This window comes from Emticicia sp. BO119 (assembly GCF_013912375.1).
GTDB lineage: Bacteria > Bacteroidota > Bacteroidia > Cytophagales > Spirosomataceae > Emticicia.
In genome coordinates, this window is record NZ_JACETV010000001.1 from 311,435 (window position 1) to 328,554 (window position 17,120).

At 39.4% G+C, this 17,120-nt stretch carries 24 protein-coding genes; 23 read left to right on the forward strand and 1 reads right to left on the reverse strand.

Features of this window, described 5'->3' with window-relative positions:
* The first annotated feature begins 19 nt into the window (after window positions 1-19).
* The 23 genes from H1R81_RS01355 (at window position 20) to H1R81_RS01465 (ending at window position 15,813) form a co-directional block, all read left to right on the forward strand.
* Window positions 20-787, forward strand: a complete 768-nt coding sequence (locus H1R81_RS01355; protein ID WP_181838876.1) for an SH3 domain-containing protein — start codon at window positions 20-22, stop codon at window positions 785-787.
* Window positions 768-1,277: a hypothetical protein gene (locus tag H1R81_RS01360; RefSeq protein WP_181838877.1), complete on the forward strand. Its 510-nt coding sequence runs from the start codon at window positions 768-770 to the stop codon at window positions 1,275-1,277. Before H1R81_RS01355 ends, H1R81_RS01360 begins: the two co-directional genes overlap by 20 nt.
* Window positions 1,278-1,487: a hypothetical protein gene (locus H1R81_RS01365; RefSeq protein ID WP_181838878.1), complete on the forward strand. Its 210-nt coding sequence runs from the start codon at window positions 1,278-1,280 to the stop codon at window positions 1,485-1,487. It begins immediately after the preceding gene.
* Window positions 1,484-1,651, forward strand: coding sequence for a hypothetical protein (locus tag H1R81_RS01370; RefSeq protein WP_181838879.1), 168 nt, complete (start codon window positions 1,484-1,486; stop codon window positions 1,649-1,651). Before H1R81_RS01365 ends, H1R81_RS01370 begins: the two co-directional genes overlap by 4 nt.
* Entirely contained in the window at window positions 1,626-2,183 is a 558-nt protein-coding gene (locus H1R81_RS01375; RefSeq protein WP_181838880.1) for a structural protein, read from the forward strand. The genes H1R81_RS01370 and H1R81_RS01375 overlap by 26 nt, the downstream gene beginning before the upstream one ends.
* A 4-nt stretch (window positions 2,184-2,187) precedes the next feature.
* Entirely contained in the window at window positions 2,188-2,601 is a 414-nt protein-coding gene (locus tag H1R81_RS01380; protein WP_181838881.1) for a hypothetical protein, read from the forward strand.
* A 76-nt stretch (window positions 2,602-2,677) separates the two neighbouring features.
* A complete protein-coding gene (locus H1R81_RS01385; protein WP_181838882.1) occupies window positions 2,678-2,926 on the forward strand; it encodes a hypothetical protein in 249 nt (82 codons plus the stop codon).
* A 25-nt stretch (window positions 2,927-2,951) separates the two neighbouring features.
* Window positions 2,952-3,857 carry a hypothetical protein gene (locus H1R81_RS01390; RefSeq protein ID WP_181838883.1) on the forward strand — a complete coding sequence of 302 codons (906 nt, stop codon included), beginning with the start codon at window positions 2,952-2,954 and terminating at the stop codon, window positions 3,855-3,857.
* A gap of 3 nt (window positions 3,858-3,860) precedes the next feature.
* Window positions 3,861-4,328 (forward strand): hypothetical protein, encoded by a 468-nt coding sequence (locus tag H1R81_RS01395; protein ID WP_181838884.1) that lies wholly within the window; start codon window positions 3,861-3,863, stop codon window positions 4,326-4,328.
* Window positions 4,325-5,371, forward strand: a complete 1,047-nt coding sequence (locus tag H1R81_RS01400) for a hypothetical protein (RefSeq protein WP_181838885.1) — start codon at window positions 4,325-4,327, stop codon at window positions 5,369-5,371. Before H1R81_RS01395 ends, H1R81_RS01400 begins: the two co-directional genes overlap by 4 nt.
* Window positions 5,368-7,479, forward strand: a complete 2,112-nt coding sequence (locus H1R81_RS01405) for a hypothetical protein (protein WP_181838886.1) — start codon at window positions 5,368-5,370, stop codon at window positions 7,477-7,479. The genes H1R81_RS01400 and H1R81_RS01405 overlap by 4 nt, the downstream gene beginning before the upstream one ends.
* A 20-nt stretch (window positions 7,480-7,499) precedes the next feature.
* On the forward strand, window positions 7,500-7,940 hold the full coding sequence (locus H1R81_RS01410) for a hypothetical protein (protein ID WP_181838887.1): 441 nt from the start codon (window positions 7,500-7,502) through the stop codon (window positions 7,938-7,940).
* Between the two features lies 1 nt (window position 7,941).
* A complete protein-coding gene (locus H1R81_RS01415; protein WP_181838888.1) occupies window positions 7,942-11,067 on the forward strand; it encodes an SGNH/GDSL hydrolase family protein in 3,126 nt (1,041 codons plus the stop codon).
* A gap of 82 nt (window positions 11,068-11,149) precedes the next feature.
* The gene (locus H1R81_RS01420) at window positions 11,150-11,383 is read left to right on the forward strand and encodes a hypothetical protein (protein WP_181838889.1); all 234 of its coding nucleotides are present in this window, start codon (window positions 11,150-11,152) and stop codon (window positions 11,381-11,383) included.
* A 14-nt stretch (window positions 11,384-11,397) separates the two neighbouring features.
* Window positions 11,398-11,712: a hypothetical protein gene (locus H1R81_RS01425; RefSeq protein WP_181838890.1), complete on the forward strand. Its 315-nt coding sequence runs from the start codon at window positions 11,398-11,400 to the stop codon at window positions 11,710-11,712.
* Window positions 11,712-12,335, forward strand: coding sequence for a hypothetical protein (locus H1R81_RS01430; RefSeq protein WP_181838891.1), 624 nt, complete (start codon window positions 11,712-11,714; stop codon window positions 12,333-12,335). Before H1R81_RS01425 ends, H1R81_RS01430 begins: the two co-directional genes overlap by 1 nt.
* 23 nt (window positions 12,336-12,358) lie before the next feature.
* Window positions 12,359-12,616, forward strand: coding sequence for a hypothetical protein (locus H1R81_RS01435; protein WP_181838892.1), 258 nt, complete (start codon window positions 12,359-12,361; stop codon window positions 12,614-12,616).
* Window positions 12,594-12,896 (forward strand): hypothetical protein, encoded by a 303-nt coding sequence (locus tag H1R81_RS01440; RefSeq protein WP_181838893.1) that lies wholly within the window; start codon window positions 12,594-12,596, stop codon window positions 12,894-12,896. Before H1R81_RS01435 ends, H1R81_RS01440 begins: the two co-directional genes overlap by 23 nt.
* A gap of 1 nt (window position 12,897) precedes the next feature.
* Window positions 12,898-13,518: a hypothetical protein gene (locus H1R81_RS01445; protein ID WP_181838894.1), complete on the forward strand. Its 621-nt coding sequence runs from the start codon at window positions 12,898-12,900 to the stop codon at window positions 13,516-13,518.
* 116 nt (window positions 13,519-13,634) lie between these two features.
* Window positions 13,635-14,129 (forward strand): hypothetical protein, encoded by a 495-nt coding sequence (locus H1R81_RS01450; RefSeq protein WP_181838895.1) that lies wholly within the window; start codon window positions 13,635-13,637, stop codon window positions 14,127-14,129.
* Window positions 14,126-14,935, forward strand: coding sequence for a hypothetical protein (locus H1R81_RS01455; RefSeq protein WP_181838896.1), 810 nt, complete (start codon window positions 14,126-14,128; stop codon window positions 14,933-14,935). The genes H1R81_RS01450 and H1R81_RS01455 overlap by 4 nt, the downstream gene beginning before the upstream one ends.
* The gene (locus H1R81_RS01460; RefSeq protein WP_181838897.1) at window positions 14,932-15,465 is read left to right on the forward strand and encodes a hypothetical protein; all 534 of its coding nucleotides are present in this window, start codon (window positions 14,932-14,934) and stop codon (window positions 15,463-15,465) included. Before H1R81_RS01455 ends, H1R81_RS01460 begins: the two co-directional genes overlap by 4 nt.
* Window positions 15,466-15,471: 6 nt before the next feature.
* Window positions 15,472-15,813, forward strand: a complete 342-nt coding sequence (locus tag H1R81_RS01465; RefSeq protein WP_181838898.1) for a hypothetical protein — start codon at window positions 15,472-15,474, stop codon at window positions 15,811-15,813.
* 135 nt (window positions 15,814-15,948) lie between these two features.
* Here the strand turns inward: H1R81_RS01465 and H1R81_RS01470 are convergent, their stop codons facing one another.
* Complete coding sequence (locus H1R81_RS01470; RefSeq protein WP_181838899.1) at window positions 15,949-16,875, reverse strand: hypothetical protein; 927 nt, start codon at window positions 16,873-16,875, stop codon at window positions 15,949-15,951.
* Between the last annotated feature and the right edge of the window lie 245 nt (window positions 16,876-17,120).

A 17,120-nucleotide genomic window follows, 5' to 3' on the forward strand; every position in this document is an offset into this window, starting at 1 on the left:
TTTAATAAAATCTCCAATCATGGCACAGTCAATTCTTGAATACATTTCCAAGCAACAACAGCCTCAAACCGATGTACTTATCGGAAAAGTGGCTATTGCGGCTAAAGGTATTGCAACTGTGTATGAGTCAGTCAATAAACAAACCGGGGCAGATTCAGGACGGAAAGTGATGACCTATCTGGAGGGTTCTTCGATTGGCATTATTCAGAAAGTGGGATATATCGGACAGAGGATTTTTGCTTCTATTACCCTGTATTCTTATTTCAAACATCCCTATCTGGTAGGTAATCCGACTGTAAGGCAGGTATTAATTGGTATTGAAAAACTGGCATTTGAAGGCTCAAATCTAAAAGGCAATCAATCAGAATTATATGCCACCAGTACCATCAATATCCGTTCCACTCCCAGTGTGAATGCTACTAAAGTAGAATCCTATGCCAAGAACCAATTGGTAGGCTATACCGATGGTTTGCTAATCACCAGTACGGATACCATCAGCACTGCTAAATGGTATAAAATTATAACCGTAAGTGGGAAAACCGGCTTTGTTCGTAGCGACATAGTCAGTACCCACAAGCCTGCAGTAACGCCGATTCCGAAGCCGCTCGATAATACCAATACCGTTGTTCCAACTGACCTGGAAAAGTCAAGCATCTTACGGGAAGATGTACTGGAGATTGAGAACAAGCCTTTAAGGAAAGTCCTCATCTGGGGTTCTGCCTTTTTAGTCATTTCAACTATTACAATCTGGTTTATCAGCAAAATCAATGGAAGCAAAAACAAATAGTTCGACTTTAGATAGCTTAGGGACTTCGGTCTCCAAAGCCATTGATTCCTTCCGGATTTCAAAAGTGGTGAAATGGGTGGTGATAGGCATCCTTATATTAGGTGTATTGGGCTATTTAGCTTATAAGGCCATTAAGAAATCAGGCCTGAATGAAATTCCTTTACCGGAGTTGCCTGAAATGGATAAAACCCCGATTGCGGATGAAGCCACTTTTAAACTACAGGCTGAATTATTGGCTAAACAGGTGAAAGAGGTGACAAGTGGCTGGTTAGTCGCGGCTGGTAGTAAGGAAGGTGTTTTCAGAGACTTGTATAAACTCGATGACAGACACCTGATATATGTATACCGTGTGTATACTACCCTGTATTTCAAGAAAGACCAGGAGTCGATGACACAGGCCATTGAAGGTGAATGGAATTACATTCCGGAATGGCAGGGTGGTGTCAGAACAAAATTAATTAATCGATTGACCTTACTAGGAGCCAAATAAATGGAAAAATTACCAGCCTCAGGAAACGCAGTTATCGACCGATTGTATGAAATGGTTTCCGCTCTTTCGGAGGGCAAAGTAAAGTTGCCTGAAGTAAGCATTTCACTCGATGCCAAGTCTATCTGGTATATCGTGTTGGGTATCGGAGCTTTATTTCTCCTCATGTTTTTGGGAGTGTATTTCCTGATTAAGAGTACCATTAGCAGATGAAACATCAAAAACTTACGCTTGCGAAACTCGCTACGAGAGCCAGTCTGATAGCCAGTATTCTATCAATTGCCTGGATTAGCTATAATGCCTGGTTAGCCTATCAGGCACATAAGCAAGCCAAACAGACCGGAAAGGAGAATGAAACCATCACCGATAAAGTTTGAGCGCCCATTACAAAAATACCAGCGGGTCATTACCTGGTCGATTGGTCTGTTCATTTTTTTTCTGATTCTCAGTACCCAGATTCCACCCAGAAAGGATGCCCGCCAAAAGTCCTACTTAGGTCAGGCACACCTACCAAGAGGAATCAGGAATAATAATCCTGGAAATCTTCGGTATAGCCCTTTAAACAACTGGAAAGGTAAAATACCGATAAGCCAGAACACCGACGGCGCTTTTGAACAATTCATCGAATGGCGCTATGGCATCAGGGCCTTATTAGTCCTGCTCAAAGGATACATATTTCGATACGGCACAATAGAAGCCATGCTCAGGCACTATGCACCCAGTAATGAAAACAACACCGAGTTGTACATCCAACGGGTCGCCAGCGATACAGGGATTCCTCGGAATCAGGTCGTAACCAGTACCCGGGAGACCTTGCTGAAATTAGCCATCAGCATCAGCCGGTATGAAAACGGCAAGGGCTATGAAATAACAGAAACGGATTTCCAAGAAGCATATAAAATCATGTAAGAGAATGAAAACAACGGTTAAACAATCGCCTGCAGTAAAGCTCCATCAGGAAGCGATGTCTATCGCTCATAAAAGAACAAAAGAGGAGTTGAAAAATAAACGTGTAGAAAAAACTATCAAGGTATATGAGCCTGAGGGTAAATATCCGGATGTTTTTCAGAAGAACTTCAAAAAAACAGTAAGCGAACTGGAAGCAAAAGCACCTAAAAGCAAAAGCAGAAAAGCACCGAGCAAAGCAAAAAGCAAAGCGAAAGCAAAAAGCAAAACCAAAATCAAGGTTAAATCACCTGCTAAAGCTAAGAAAACTACCAAATCTTCTACTAAATCTACCAGAAAAGCAAGCAGCCGAGCAAAAAGCAAACCTGTTAAAAAAGCAAAAGCAAAAAGCAAAGCTACAACCAGAGCAAAAGCAAAATAGCAAAAAGCAGAAGCAAAAGCAGGATGATAGCTAAAGCTATAACTCCTATTTCGAAATTCATCAATTTATCAATCTCATGAAAAAAATTCAATCAGTTTTCATCTTCGAGGGTGGCAGACAAGGCTACTTCAATCTGATAGACAGTGAGGAAAAGGTGACCTTTTGCTGCCATAGTGCAGACAATGTGACGGCTGCCTCTAAACTGGATATAGCGTTCAATCAAACTTATCCTAAACACTATACTGAGGTAGCACAGCGAGAACTGGCTAAGTACCGCAGAGAAGGGATGACCGGTGATGTTGCGCTGGAAGTGGTAAATAAATAATCAGACCTTGTAACTGAATAATCGGATGAAAAAGAACCTTAAAAACGCCTTGTATATTTTCAGTGGTCTGCTCGCCATCGGTGGGTTGGCTTATTGGTATCAGAGGCGTAAAACGGTTAATCTGGATAATTATCAGACTTCTCCGACCGCAGGCGTAGAGGCACAACAATTGAGTGCCAGTCTGCTTGCGCTCACTAAATCCACCCACTTAACACTAAGCAGCGGATTGATCGACAGTGGACTCACTACTACTGGTTCAGGTTTTCCGATGATTAACAAACAAGCACCTATTACGGCTCCTGTGAATGAAAAAAGTATCCGGTTGAATCAATTGCGCAACCTGGTCACTAAATATGATTCTCAGATTAGCCTTTCAGCGAAAGAAACCGGAGTGCCTAAGTTCTTACACTATGCCATCATTTTGCATGAGAATCCGGATGGGATTGCCACTTTAGATGAGGGCAATGGGGTAGGGTTGGGTGCCATCACATTGGTTACCCCAACGGATACTATCCGGACGGCGATGAAAAAAGGCCGTCTCACTGCCAAGCAAATTGAATTGATTCGAACCCATGCCAGTAATGCCACAGGTATTCTGGCCAGTAGCGATTTAGGAGCCAAACTGATTAGCAAAGCAGACTTGAAAAAGCCTGAATTGAATATTACCCTGATTGGCATTCAGCTACAGAATCTACTGTATCAGTTTGGCGCAGACAGGCTCCCACAGGTGCTTTTTGCTTACAATCGTGGCGTTACTTCAGCGAAAACCTTTTTCAGTACTAATAACCTGCAAAAGGTGGATGCTACTACCCTGGTAGAAAAATCTAAAGGGTTACCCTATTTTAATACCGGTTCGAACTATGTGTTGAATCAACTGGGTATCGATGGAATGTTGGATTTGATTGTCAATGATACAGGAATCAAAGAATAATTCATGGCTTATATCGCCTTTCAACACGCCATCGCTGAAAAGAAACCACTCCGACGATTGCTTCTAACGCTAGGGAACCAGAATGAAATCATTCATTGCGAATTTATCCTGGCTAACAATAGCCTCCGGTTATCTGCCTGGCAGAATTCAGGGGTTGAATTCAGGGAGGTAAAGGACACGAATCTGAAACAGTTTATTGCCTATGATTTAGGAAATGGCGTTGATGCACAATTGCTGGAATATTTCAACCAGAAAAAGGGCAGCGAGTATGATACAATGGCTTTGATTACAGATATGATAGCCGGATTCAATCTGAAAAGAAATAACCGGTACTTCTGTTCCGAAATCTGCTATGATATTCTGAAAAACCAATTGAGTTATCCTCTTCCGGAAAAAATACCTAGTTCGGTTTCTCCGCAGCAATTGTATGAAATGATAGTAGCCACAGATTTACAACAGGTTTACTTATGAAAAAACTCACTTTAATGAATATCTTTTTTGTCATCGTTGGTGTAATAGGAGCGGTTTTCGGAATTCGCTACCTACTCGGTAGAAATACCAAGACAAACAACACTACTACGCCAGCTCCGATTCCAACGACCGGCGGCTCAGGGGGTGGCGGTGGTGGAAGTGCGCCTTTGAACTTACCAAACTTTACTTTTAAGGATGCCTATAGCAATACCAATATTGCGTATGCGTCTGCACAAGACGCATTGAACCGCAATCAGGCAGGGTCAGGTTTTACTAACCGAGACGCCACCTTTTACGCTTCAAGTATTGCCAATGGTCAGGGATTGTTTTTGAATGCCACAGGAACGGTAAAAGCTGCACCAGGTTACTATTATTATCCAACCACTGGCAAAGCAATTATTGTGGATGTAACGGGCGTACTTACGATCGTCAACGGCACACCAACCTCTTTACCGGTCTTTACTTTTAAAGATGCTTATGGAGGTTCTAATACGCCTTATGCCTCTGCTCAGGATGCACTTGACCGTAATCAGGCAGGTTCAGGTTTGACCCATAGAAATGCAACCTTTTATGCGAGTTCCATTGCGAATGGTCAGGTTCTCTATACCAATTCATTGGGTATGCTTAAAGCTGCACCAGGTTTCTATTTTTATCCCACCACCGGCAAAGCAATCACGGTAGATGCTAGCAGTGTAATAACTATTTATAACGGTACAGCTACGGCCTTACCGAGTTTCATTATCAAGGATGCGTATGGTGGTTCCAATACCCCTTATGCGAGTTTGAATGATGCCCTTGATAAAAACTTAGAGGGTAGCGGGTTTACTAACCGTAATGCCAGTATCTATGCCTCTGCAATGAACAATGGTGTAAAAGCATACACCTCTGCTTTGGGCTTGACGACTTTCCCTGCAGGTAATTATTTCTATGATACCAATTTTGAGATGCTCTCAATTGATGTCAATGGGGTAATGACCTTCTCAAGCGATGTTACTAAATCCGGTCTTAATTCACAGAATATTACTGATTCTTACAACTCATGAAACACACTTTTTTAACCTTTTTACTCCTTATTTCTACGCTTGTGTTTGGCCAGACCAAGTACACAAGTCTGAATGATGCCTGTGATAGGAACCAGTCAGGTTCAGGCGTAACAAACCTGGCCAAAACGATTTATATTCCTTCGGTTGCTGTCAATCAGTATGCGTTTCTGAATAATAGTAATCGCAATTTCAGAAGACTACCTGCTGGTTATTATTATTATCCCTCTACGAATTCTGCCTTTCAGACTAGCATTTATGGTAAAATTACAGCGATGCAAACCTGTACTACCAGTACTGGTACGCTTAACATTGTCAATCAGTTTGCCACAGGTCTCACAGGTGATTCGGGGTATCAGGTTGATAATGGTGGTAGCTATTGGTATTATCAGCCATCTGGTGAGTACTGGTCCAACGTATCAATTACACCTACAGTCAATAACAAAGTAAGTGTTGCACTGGATACTAGAGGATTTGGGTCAGGCTCAGGCACGGTTAAGTACAAAGTGGAAAATTCTTTAGCCTGGTTGACAAAAACGGAATTGGAGGCGATAGACTTTTCAAACATGAAGGGCAAAGATGTCAGTATCATGGCGTCGATGTTTAACGGGTCTAATCAGATTGAAGAAACTAAGCAAAGTATTGTGCATTTTGCCGGCGATAATACTTCAAAAGTGCCCACATTTTACAAGCGAAATTCTACTAATCGCTTGCCTCAATTGCCCTATGTTTTTCCTACATTTAGTTCACTCACTGGCAAGTTAAATATACTAGGTTTTGGGCAATTAGATGGTTCTTTCAATTTCCAGAATCAGAATTATCTGACTCGGGGTTTCAATATCCTGGACTGGAAGTATAACGCAAGTATTCCGGTTGCCAATCGCATCGGCGCAAGCTATGACGAATGGGCTTATGATAATGGATGTCCGTCTCAGAATGGCCCGGCGGCTTGTAACTGGATAGCTTCGACACCTATTCAAACGCTTTATGGCTGGTTTAATTCAGCGGTGATTTCAGCCGCTTCAGGGTATCAGGCTTATTTCCTGGACTTTGAGGCATGGAATTATGCAATATTGGATAACCAGGTTGCAGCTGATAAGATGGCAAGCCTCTTCCGTGCTTTTAAACAGGCTAATCCCAACGTGATGTTAATGTCGTATGTGGGTACTCGTGGTTTCAAGTCATCTACGCTACAGCAGATTACAGAATCTGAAATGCAAGCCGAGAATAATAAGTATAATCAGACGCATGCACAGGTAGCGAAGGAATTTGAAGCAAAAACTGTCAATTATATCAATGTCAGTACCGGAAATTATGACGGAACTACTGGGTACCTGAGTGAATACATGGATGTGGTGAATGCCGGTGATTATTCGCATTTTATCACTCATAGCTGGTTTTATGCGACTATTCAGGAGATGGAGCTATCAAAACTCCATAAGCCTTCAAAAAAAGTATTGCCCTTATTCTGGAGTTACGTCGAAACCGTGCCAGGAAGTGATTTTACTAGCATCAGACGCTATCATAAGAAGTCCAATAACCAGGTTTATTTCGTCGATTACAAAGTAGCTGTTCCTTTCAGCCAGATGTACAATACCACCGCTTGGGGGAATTTCCTCGGGGATGGGGTTTGGTATTGGCACGATCCTTATCCGAGCTTGGAGGGTTTTGATTACCATGGAGGAGCTGGAAAAGACCCGGCTACTTCTCAGAATTTGCCCTTTAATTTCTCGACGAACAATGGTATGATGGAGGTTTCAACCACTATCGGCTATGATTATTCAGCACTTGCACTCTATGAGCTTTCATTCAACAATGATATTCTGACAGGTTCGCAGCCCATCCAACGAGCTGATTTTTCAACGAACTCAGGGAGTAGCTATTATACCGGTGAAGATTTAAAACCTGCCTCAGCGGATTATCTGCATATTCCAATAGTTCGCTTAAAAAAACATCCTACGCTCAATGAGTGGCTGGTACTTGCCGTGAACAGATACAACGATATGCAGACCAACCAAACCATCAAGGTAAAAATTCCGACGACCGGCCAAACGGTTGATATTGTGCTGAATGGTCAGTTTACGGCAATCAAAAGAGTAAAATTAGAGTAGGAACATTTAATTTTTTCACCATGAAAAAACTCGCAAAAAGTCAGAAAGTCATACTTTTTACCGGAGGTTTGATTTTGATTGCAATAGCTGTTAAATGGTTATTTGATACATTTAAACAACCAGCCAAATCAGTTCCTGCCACACCTCCAGTCACGACAGGTGGAGTTGCCATAGTTGGTACAGTTACACCTCCAACGATTAAAATACAACAACTTGAAATTGAAGAGGAGGGACAGACGACTTTTGAGGTGACAGGCTTTCCAGATGGGGCAAATCTTGCCAGCTTTGACTTGATTTTGAATGGACAGCCAATGGTAAATAAAGCAGTTGTCCTAATAGGTAATCCTTATGAATACCAGATTACTGACTTAGGAGGTGGTAATTATCGGGTAGAAATTACAACCGAACTAATTGTAATCAATCCAGAATTACATACACTTGTATTAAAACTTAATAATTAATATGAAAAATCTGATTTTCGCATTAGTATTATTCACTTGTAATATTTGCTTCGCTCAACGAGCAACCTATACACCTAATGAGTTAAAAACAAAGACGATTTCCTTGATCCCTTATGAAGTGGTTGGCGAAAAAAATCAGGCAACCTTTAAAGCAATTAAGGTTACTGATATAATTTCTGCCACAGGAGTGGTGGATAAACTTGACAAAACAGGCGGTATCATTTCAGGTGCTTTGACAGTAAATGGTAGTGTAACATTGAATACCAAACTCTCCAAAAATTACCTTGAGGATAATTTTGTCAATGATGTTTCTACAGCAAAAGCTAATGCCGCTTTAGCTGTAAGCAATACAACGGGCATAGTATCAGGCTTGGTAAATAAAGGCAATTACGATGCGAGTATTAACAGCCCTACATTAACCACAACACCAAGTACTTCGGGTGATTTTTATACGGTCGTGGTAGCAGGTACGCAAAGTATTACGGGTAGTTCGGTTAAACTCAATCTAGGCGATAGGGTTGTGAGCAATGGCACAGCATGGCAAAGAATCCCGTATGAAGTGATTTTAGCCGACCACACTGTTACGACAGATAAAACGAGTTTTATACTTACTGGTAAAAACAAGTTTAACAAGGACGCTTCAGATAACGTGTCGGGTTATTACATCGCTTATAATTCGGGCGTTCCAACTGTTAATGCTTCTTACACTTCGTCCGGGTTTATTAGTATTAGTCCATCAACTTATTACACAACCTCAAGTAGCCGACAATTAGCGTATTACGATGCAAATCGAACCTATATTTCAGGTCTAAACTTGTCAGCATCAACACCAACGACATTTCAGACACCGTCTACGGCTGCTTACATCAGATTGTCTGTAACGAATGGGGAAATCAATACCTTTCAATTGGAGGAGGGAAGTACAGCTACTACCTATGAAGCATTTTCTTTGAATTTGGCTGGCAGTATAAATGCAAACCAGTTAAAAGATAACATTGTCAATACGTCAAACTTAAAGGATTCTGTAATAACAGCACAAAAAACAAATTTCATTTCGGTTGGGAAAAACAAGTTTAATATTTTGGCTAGTGACAATATCAGCGGGTATTATTTAGACAACTCAAATGGTAATTTAATTGCTAGTGGCACTTATAATACAACCGGTTATATCCGTATTAAATCTTCCACGTATTACTACCCATCATTCAAGCATATTGTTATTTTTTATGATGCTAATAAGTCTTTTATTTCAGGATTGTCACAAGGTCGAACCAATACTGAATTTCAGACACCATCTACAGCAAAATACGTTCGATTAGTGGTTAATACGAGTTCTTGGAATGCTTTTCAATTAGAGGAAGGTAGCACCGGAACGACATTTGAACCCTATGCCCTTTCTTTTTTGAGTTCCATTCAGGCGACTAAAATACAAGATGGTCTTATCAGTACGACTAAAATTCAGGATAATGCAGTGACTATGACGAAAACAAATTTTTTCGCTGTAGGAAAAAATAAGTTTAACAAAGATGCATCGGATAATGTGTCAGGTTATTATATCGTTTATAATTCAGGCGTACCAACTGTTAATGCTACTTATACAGCATCGGGATTTATTGCTATCAAACCATCAACATACTATACAATTAACATAGGTCGTCAGATTGCTTTTTATGATGCAAGTAAAGTTTATATTTCTGGACTGAATTTGACTGGTACAAATCCAGCTTCGTTTCAAACACCATCTACAGCGGTTTATATCAGGCTTTCAATAACAAACGCAGAAATCAATACCTATCAATTAGAAGAAGGTAGCACTGCTACAGGATTTGAATCTTTCAGATACACGTTGAAAGATAATTCTGGCACAATCCCAATTTTTGCTAATAGTGAAGCTACAGTAAACAAAGATTTTATCATTACGCCGAAATACTACATTCCATCTGGCAAACAGTTAGTAGTCTTTAACGAAAATATCGTTAATAGTCCTAAATTGCTTGAAAAGTTTGAGGTATCGATTTCATCAGCTAACGCTAAAACTACTGGTGTTGGGTTGAAATATAGTCCTGTATCAACAGGTAGCGTCAGCGGTTCAGCGATATTAGGTAATGACAATTTTGCAAATGATATAGTTAAAAGTTTTACAGTAGTGGCTACCGATGCTACGGCTACCACCGCTAAGAAAATATTATTTTTGGGTGATTCCATTACATGGCGTTCAACGCATGTAGACCGGTTAATTACAAATTCAGGAACGGGTTTGACTTTTGTAGGCACAAGACGTGCGAGCGCAAGCACAAATAACATTTTATGCGAAGGTCGTGGGGGTTGGAGTGCAGGAAGTTTTACTACTCAAAATACGGGTTTATGGTCGCCATTCATGCAACCACAAGATCCCTATAGATACAAAGGCAATACGTCTTTTTGGATAGATGCTAATCAAACTACACCTTCGTACGATGCTGATAGGTTTCCCGATTACAAGACTTTATTTAATAGCACAACTGGCTATCCCGTGAGTCCTGCTACAAACGACGTGATTTACGACAATACAGCCGCTACTTACAAAGTGTACAATGGTACAAGTTGGGTAGATATTTCGTCAGGTTCTTTAACCTTTACTTTCAACGTGGCAAAATATCGAACCGTTTGGAGTATTGCTCAACCGGATATAGTTTCGATTATGTTCGGCACAAATGATTTCGCAGGAGTTGACCTAATCACATTTGCAACCAATTACCCAGCATATAAAGCAAGACTTGATGTAATGATAGCAGGTTTTAAGGCCGATAATTCTTCTGTCAAAATTATACTTTGTATACCCCCACCACATGGCAAAACTTCTGCGGGCTCCTCTTTATCTGGGGAACGCTCACAAGCAGCATTGTACAGCCTGGCAAAAAACCTGATTACGGATTATTCTGGACAAGAAGTAAGTAATGTTTACCTGTTGGACTACTTTTCAACAATGGATAGAATTTATGGTTTTCCAAACACGACGGAGAAAAACTTTAATAACTATTCCGGAACTGCCAGAGAGATTATACCAACAGACGGCGTTCATCCAGGGCCTGATGGCTTCCTACAAATGGGTGACCTGCTGACAGGTATTATTCAATTCCTGCGATAATACTTACCGGAGTCTAATTGAATTATAGTTAAATATTTTTCAAGGTAAAATCTGACCTTTTTGAAAATAAAATAGCATACAAATGAATAACGCCAACACCCATACCCATAATGACGCTTTCTCCTTTTGGGGAGGGGTATTTTTTACTATTGCTCAAATCCTTAAACAACTTTTTGAAACTACACATATGACGTTCTCAGATATTATTAAAGCAATAGTAGTTGGAATGATTGGGGCAGTTAGTTCTGGTTTTGGTGCCTGGTTATTCAAGACTTATCTCAAAAGATGGCTAGATAAATTAGTTAAAAAATCATAGATAAATCATTCGCAATGCAAACCATTATAGACCATATTTTTAGCTACGAGAATATATCCTATTCAATTTTAGGATTGATAGGCGTGCTTTTACACTATTTAAAACTTTGGAAAAATGCCAAAGATGAGGGCAAACGGTTCTCGTTAAGGCATCACTATCCGAATTTACTGCTGTCCATCATCTGTACTTTAATATTGGTCTTTCTGAAAGAAGATATTAAAGATATTTATGTAGTGACCAAATTTGGAGCCATTGCTTTAGGCTTTGGAGGTAATGCCTTGTTTTTTGATTTGATTGGTACAAGAACACAAAAATCCAAGATTGCCTGATGCAACTCTCTGCTGAAAAAATAATTCAGACCTTTCCCAGGTGTAACAGAAGCCTGGTCATCAGTTTAGTGCCATTTCTGAACCTATATTTACCTACGTTTGGCATTGACACTAAACTGGAGATTAGTCATTTTCTGGCACAAGCTGCTAAAGAGACGGATTCGTTTCAGGTATTGAAAGAATATGCTTCAGGAGCTGATTATGAAGGCAGAACAGACTTAGGTAATGTTTACAAGGGTGACGGTATCAAATTCAAAGGACATGGGATATTCATGACTACCGGTAGAACCAATCATGCCATTGCCGGCAAGAAAATCTATGAAAATGATGTCTTTGGTGAAGATAGAAAGGTATTTGTCAATGATACCATTCTGAAACATCCTGAATTGCTCTGTCAACCCCAGTGGGCAGTAGCGAGCGCTTGTATCTTCTGGTTAGAAAAAGACCTATCCAATCTATGTAAATCAGATGTAGAATTGGTAACCATCAAAAGAAAAATAGATGGGAAATGGAGCAATTATGAATGCTATCCCATTGAAGCAATCAGTCGTAAAGTCAATGGCGGTCTGAATGGTTTTAGTGACAGAAAGTTATTTTATCGAAAAATCAGCCAGTGGTCATAAGTCAACTGTAAACACTCCCACACATGGAAAAGAAAGAAATGCCTTTATGGAAAAAACTCTTATTAGCTATTCTTTATACGGCCTTTGTTGGTATAGCTGCTTATCTCAAAGGACAAAATTCCGGTAAAGAAATCTGTGAAAAAGCGCACAAACTTGACATCCAAACACAACAAGAAATTCTGCAAAAACATGAAAAAACTCTTAAAACCATTCGCACTGAGTCTAGGAATGATGCTATTGAGCGGTTTCATAAAGACAATGGCCCAGACAGCCCAGAATGATTATGTGCAGGTAACCTTAGCCGAAATCATCAAGGTCAATACAAGAAAAGCAAAGTACGATTCAGCGGTTGCCCAGGGGAAAATCGTAATGGCTGACTTTAAGAAAACACAGGATTCCTTAAAGACGTCAAAAGATTCTACAAATCACTGGAAAATTCTGGCAATCCATTGGCAAGGAGAAGCAACTAAATTCAAGAAACAAAGAAACAAGTGGATGGGCGCAGCGCTCCTGGAAGCAGTACTGATAGGTTTAGAAATCAAACAAAAAGTCTCCAATTAATATGAAAGGCGTTAAAACAACAGTTGGTAGTGAAAAAGGTGACATTGTCCGCAGCAATGGCAGTGTAACTATCTATGAGATTTCTGGCTCGAAAGCCACAGAATACAATGACTCTATTTCAGGGGATAAAATTGGCTTTTATACCGGTGGGAAAAAGGTGGTAGAGGGCTATCCATATACTGAAATTGTCCTGTTCAATTCAGTCAATGACGATTTATCACCGGATTTTGAAGGTGATAAGTATTATTTTCTGGAAGGGATGCCGGTTAGTTTTCTGCCTAACCCCAATTATGACTATACTGGAGTAACAACCACCCCAAAGAAAAGTACAGATATCCTGGGAACCATTACCAATATTTTTAACACTGTGTTGAGTGCGATTGGCTTGTTTACCAAAAAGAAAACAGCCTCTACGCCAACGGATACAAATGAACCGACCACTCCATCAGACTCAGATAAACCGAATTCTGAGGAAGATAAGCCGTCTTTTGTCGCAAAATATGGTTTATATCTGTTTGGCGGGCTATTCATTGTAATTGTCGGCACAATTGTTTACCTGGTGACAAAGAATTCCCAAAAGAAAAAGCTTCAGCAAGTCAACGTGTCGGGACCGACACGCTAGCAATGGCGTGAGGATCCTGATATCCTAACGCCGGAAAAGATGTTGCCGGCCATGGAAAAAGTTTTCCCGGAAGCAACGCCAGAAAGGAAGTGAATGCATCATAAATTATAAGCCTCATGTTAGGGATAAAATACAGACGAACACTTGAAAAAGGTGATATACTGGTAGCCAAAGCAGTCATTAAAATCTATGAGTTGCAGGAAGATAATTCATTAAAAGTAGTGGATAATGCTATCAAGAGTGATACCATTGGTTACTTTACTGGCAGCATCGTGAAGTTTGACGGGAGTGGAATTCAATACGTGGAGTTTGTCACACCTGATTCGACGATGGGTGATGGAAGTCCTGATTTTAGTCGCATACCTCTATATTTCGACTGGGAAGATGCAATGGACTATCTGGCCAATCCAAAGTATAACTATCCTGACCGTTCGGCCAATCAATCACAAACATCGATTGTTGCACTAGCCACTGAGTGGGTTGACAGCAATTCCAGAAAAATACTATGGGTGGTGGGTATCCTGAGCATAGGTACGCTCCTGATAAATCTGGCTACTTATTTCATTAAAAAGAAAAAATCCCAGCCAAAGCTTAAACCCATTCGCAAATGATAAATATTGGTGTCATTAATAAGACTGGTAGAATAAGCCAGGCAGATATGCGTAGAGCAGTTGAGGCTTTTCAAATTCAGGTGAGCAGGGATTTGGCTCCTGTGTATGGAGTTGATGCTATAATCAGATCTTACAACGTCGAATCTGACGCGCCTGCAGGAACCTGGTTTACCTGGATAGTAGATAATATTGATTTGGCCGGTTTGAATGGGTATCACTTTATTGATAATTCTGCCTCTAAGGTCATCGGTACTGGTCAAAAGGGATATGCAGTAGGTGCCAATTCCGGTCTGCCATATGGCATAGTGGCTTATAGAGCTGATAACTGGACAATTGTGACCAGCCATGAAATTATTGAAAAGCTGGTGAATCCTTACCTGGACAAACAAGCGGCCAATGTCGATGTAGACAAAGACGGCAATGCCAGTGAAGATATGCTAATGGAAATTGCTGACCCTGTTCAGGCGAATGCGTATTCTATCAATGGTGTTCAGGTGACGAATTTTGTGTATCCGGAATATTATACGGATGCTGTTGCTTTAGCCGGCAGAAAGTATGACTACATGGGAGTCATTGCTGGGCCCAAAGAAATTGCTGAGGGCGGTTACTTCTCTTTTAAGCGTGGTGGGCAATGGTGGCAGGGATTCAAAACCTTAAATGTAGTGCTTTACAAGAAAATTTCGGAGAAGAAAGAACTAACCGCCACCGAATTAGAGCGTCTCATCAGACAAATATTCTGGGTGGTTTTTGGCATTATCGCAACTTCAGTACTGATAAATTACCTTATTAAAAAATTGAGAAAATGAATACTTTACCTAAACAACAAGGCGACCCTGTATATGCTGTGCAGGATGGTGTATATGTCTATGAAAGTGCAGATATTAATTCGGCTAAGATGGGTAATTTCTTAACTGGTGGCGACTCGCAGTTTAATAAATTTGACCTGATAGGCTCTTACAATGGTGAGCAGAATGGTAGCTTTTACCAGGTAACTACGACTGTTTGGGTAAGGGTTTTTCCTTTGCTGCCTAAGCAAAAGAAAACAGTAACCGGCTGGGTTTTAGGCAATCAGATTACCACCAACAGCAAAGAAGATGTAGCCAAAACCGAGCAAAAAAAGGAAGATGAGGATTTGCAGAAGTATCTGGATACATTAACTGGAGGTGATGATGCCGATAAGAAAAAATTAACCGGCAGCGGTAGTGGCGAAACCACCATCGATACCAACAATGTAATTATTGGTTCTGTGATTGTCGTGACGATTATTGCTATAATCATTGGCCTCATTCGAAGATTCAGAAATAAACCGAGTGTTTCTAAACCTTTAAAATCCTAAATCTCTATGGCTGTTTTGACCACTATATTAGCGACCATTGGTTCACTGGCTAAGCCTATCGCTGATATTATTGTTTCAAAGGATAATTTGAAACTACAAAAAGTCAGTCTGGAGCAACTTCAGGAGCAGGTGGAGATTGCCAAACAGGAGAACGACAAGCAAAAGATTGTCCTGGCTCAAAAGGCGCTTGAACTTAAACAAGAGGAGGCACAGCAAGAAACCAACCAGAAAGTGTTGCAGGGGGTAGTAGTGATTGCATCTCTGGGACTGTTAGGTACAATTATGTATTTTTTATTTGGTAAAGTAAATAACCCAAAAATTTCGTCGTCACCCACTAAAACCCCTTGATGTTTCTTGGGGTTTTGTTAAAATTTATAATGAAGATCATTCTTATTTTACTACTACATTAATTTGCTCTTTAATGCATGTTATTTTAAAAAAATATTATTGTTTAATTTACAGTCTCAATGATTATCCAGATATTTATTTTTCGTAATGTTTTGCCTCTATTTCACTTGAAATAACTATACTAAATGGGACCTTTGTTTTATTACAATTTTCATCAAAATAGGTTACGACTCCACTTCTAATTTTATCATACCAAATAATTGACCATTTTGAACCTTTGTTACCATCAAGTTCAAGACTTACATTATAAGTTTCTGTTGTACTTAATTCATGACCAATTAATTCTTCAACCTGTGATGTAATTTTTGTTTCAATAGATTTTTTTAAAGTACCCCCAAGTGGGATACCAAAACCTATTTCAGAACTATTTCCATTTGATTTAGTATCTGTGATTGATTTCTCTAAATTTACAACATGAGAAATGGTTCTTTGTCGTTCAATTTTGAGTTTTGAACCTGGAGCAACAAATTGATGCTGTACATCAGATACTTTTCTATTCTCTGAAATAATATCTACAAGTATTGAGTCACAATTTTTCTTATCAACAGGTGTTTCTTCAGTATCCACTCGCCTATATTTTGTAAGATATATTTCTGAATTATTAAGACTAGGTACAAATACTGCGTCTTCAATTAGCGTATTATCTTTTAAATGAAATGTAGTGCTTTTCTCATGTCTAATTTGAAACCACCCTAAAGATATTCGGGTACCATAGAATAAATTTTTATTTGTTTTATCTTGCCGAATATTTTTTACGAATATACTACCAGCTTTAATTGCCAAATTATCATGGGTAGTCCATAATCTCCCTTTAGAAATTATTACAGTAAACGGAATTCGAGGAAAGTCGGCAGTTGATGAATCACATTCCCATTCTCCATCTATCGATAAACTATCTCCAACAGCAACATCTTCAATTTCTGGATAATTATTATAGCAACTGTTTAAAAAAATGAAAATTATAGGAATAGAAAAGATTAACTTACATTTAAATTTATTCATTTTAATGATTTATTTAGATGAATGTATATTTTTAATGATTTAATATAATTATGGATTAGAAAATTAGTTTATTGTTTTGTTCCTAATTTTATCTATAAATATTCGAAAAATCAATTCTTTAACTTTATCTTATTTATTAGAATTTATATCGAATAAGAGTTTATAGCCTATGAATTTAAAAACAAAGCCTTATTCAATCAACTTTTAAGCAAGTTTACTCGGTGGATGAATATACAATTAGATTA

Coding starts and splice junctions, on each gene's coding strand:
- H1R81_RS01445 (WP_181838894.1), top strand. CDS start 12,898: ATGAAAGGCGTTAAAACAACAGTTGGTAGTGAAAAAGGTGACATTGTC.
- H1R81_RS01410 (WP_181838887.1), top strand. CDS start 7,500: ATGAAAAAACTCGCAAAAAGTCAGAAAGTCATACTTTTTACCGGAGGT.
- H1R81_RS01440 (WP_181838893.1), top strand. CDS start 12,594: ATGGCCCAGACAGCCCAGAATGATTATGTGCAGGTAACCTTAGCCGAA.
- H1R81_RS01465 (WP_181838898.1), top strand. CDS start 15,472: ATGGCTGTTTTGACCACTATATTAGCGACCATTGGTTCACTGGCTAAG.
- H1R81_RS01435 (WP_181838892.1), top strand. CDS start 12,359: ATGGAAAAGAAAGAAATGCCTTTATGGAAAAAACTCTTATTAGCTATT.
- H1R81_RS01365 (WP_181838878.1), top strand. CDS start 1,278: ATGGAAAAATTACCAGCCTCAGGAAACGCAGTTATCGACCGATTGTAT.
- H1R81_RS01370 (WP_181838879.1), top strand. CDS start 1,484: ATGAAACATCAAAAACTTACGCTTGCGAAACTCGCTACGAGAGCCAGT.
- H1R81_RS01405 (WP_181838886.1), top strand. CDS start 5,368: ATGAAACACACTTTTTTAACCTTTTTACTCCTTATTTCTACGCTTGTG.
- H1R81_RS01470 (WP_181838899.1), bottom strand. CDS start 16,875: ATGAATAAATTTAAATGTAAGTTAATCTTTTCTATTCCTATAATTTTC.
- H1R81_RS01420 (WP_181838889.1), top strand. CDS start 11,150: ATGAATAACGCCAACACCCATACCCATAATGACGCTTTCTCCTTTTGG.
- H1R81_RS01390 (WP_181838883.1), top strand. CDS start 2,952: ATGAAAAAGAACCTTAAAAACGCCTTGTATATTTTCAGTGGTCTGCTC.
- H1R81_RS01400 (WP_181838885.1), top strand. CDS start 4,325: ATGAAAAAACTCACTTTAATGAATATCTTTTTTGTCATCGTTGGTGTA.
- H1R81_RS01425 (WP_181838890.1), top strand. CDS start 11,398: ATGCAAACCATTATAGACCATATTTTTAGCTACGAGAATATATCCTAT.
- H1R81_RS01460 (WP_181838897.1), top strand. CDS start 14,932: ATGAATACTTTACCTAAACAACAAGGCGACCCTGTATATGCTGTGCAG.
- H1R81_RS01355 (WP_181838876.1), top strand. CDS start 20: ATGGCACAGTCAATTCTTGAATACATTTCCAAGCAACAACAGCCTCAA.
- H1R81_RS01360 (WP_181838877.1), top strand. CDS start 768: ATGGAAGCAAAAACAAATAGTTCGACTTTAGATAGCTTAGGGACTTCG.
- H1R81_RS01375 (WP_181838880.1), top strand. CDS start 1,626: ATGAAACCATCACCGATAAAGTTTGAGCGCCCATTACAAAAATACCAG.
- H1R81_RS01395 (WP_181838884.1), top strand. CDS start 3,861: ATGGCTTATATCGCCTTTCAACACGCCATCGCTGAAAAGAAACCACTC.
- H1R81_RS01455 (WP_181838896.1), top strand. CDS start 14,126: ATGATAAATATTGGTGTCATTAATAAGACTGGTAGAATAAGCCAGGCA.
- H1R81_RS01385 (WP_181838882.1), top strand. CDS start 2,678: ATGAAAAAAATTCAATCAGTTTTCATCTTCGAGGGTGGCAGACAAGGC.
- H1R81_RS01450 (WP_181838895.1), top strand. CDS start 13,635: ATGTTAGGGATAAAATACAGACGAACACTTGAAAAAGGTGATATACTG.
- H1R81_RS01430 (WP_181838891.1), top strand. CDS start 11,712: ATGCAACTCTCTGCTGAAAAAATAATTCAGACCTTTCCCAGGTGTAAC.
- H1R81_RS01415 (WP_181838888.1), top strand. CDS start 7,942: ATGAAAAATCTGATTTTCGCATTAGTATTATTCACTTGTAATATTTGC.
- H1R81_RS01380 (WP_181838881.1), top strand. CDS start 2,188: ATGAAAACAACGGTTAAACAATCGCCTGCAGTAAAGCTCCATCAGGAA.